The sequence below is a fragment of the Clostridium sp. CCUG 7971 genome (assembly GCF_017590215.1).
Taxonomy (GTDB): domain Bacteria; phylum Bacillota; class Clostridia; order Peptostreptococcales; family Peptostreptococcaceae; genus Faecalimicrobium.
In genome coordinates, this window is the sequence record NZ_JAFFPK010000234.1 from 1 (window position 1) to 879 (window position 879).

Consider the following 879-nt stretch of genomic DNA (forward strand, 5'->3'; position numbering starts at 1 on the left):
TTCTTGTATCATAGAATCTGCTTCAACTATAACTTCACCAGTCTTAGGATCTACTATAGCATCTATAGTGTATCTTCCAACTATTCTGTCGTATAGTTCTTCTATAACTTCATTTCCATCTTTTATTGCAAATACTTCTGTTATATCATTTGTTCCACAATCAACTTCTCTTACTATAACATCTTGACTGACATCAACAAGTCTTCTTGTTAAGTAACCTGAATCGGCAGTACGTAGTGCTGTATCGGCAAGACCTTTTCTAGCACCATGTGAAGATGTAAAGTATTCCATTACTGATAACCCTTCACGGAAGTTAGATTTAACCGGAACTTCAACTGTTTTACCAGATGCATTGGCCATAAGACCACGCATACCAGCTAACTGTCTTATCTGGTTTTTCGAACCTCTGGCTCCTGAATGTGCCATTATATATATATTATTTAATCTGTCTAATCCTTCCATAAGAGCATCAGTAACTTTTTCAGTTGTTTCTGCCCAAACTTCTATAACTCTTTCATATCTTTCTTCGTTAGAGATTAGACCTCTTCTATATGCTTTTTCATATTTGTCTACCTTAGTCTCTGCATCAGTTATATAAGCTTTCTTAGACTCTGGTATTGTCATATCTGCAACGGCAACTGTCATACCACCTCTTGTAGAATACTTAAATCCTAACGCTTTGATGTGGTCTAGTAATATAGCCGTTTCTGTATTTCCATGCTTTCTAAAGCACTTATCTATTATTTTTCCAAGAGACTTTTTGTCAACTAAGAAATCAATTTCTAATCCAAATGGATCTACATTTCTATCTACAAATCCTAAATCTTGAGGTACATTTTCGTTGAATATAAATCTACCAATGTACTTTCAACTAGAGAT

General features: G+C 34.6%; 1 pseudogene. It reads right to left on the minus strand.

Going from position 1 to position 879, the window contains the following annotated elements:
* A pseudogene (locus JWF52_RS19015) lies at positions 1–861 on the minus strand (DNA-directed RNA polymerase subunit beta'); the annotation flags it as partial.
* Positions 862–879 lie beyond the last annotated feature (18 nt).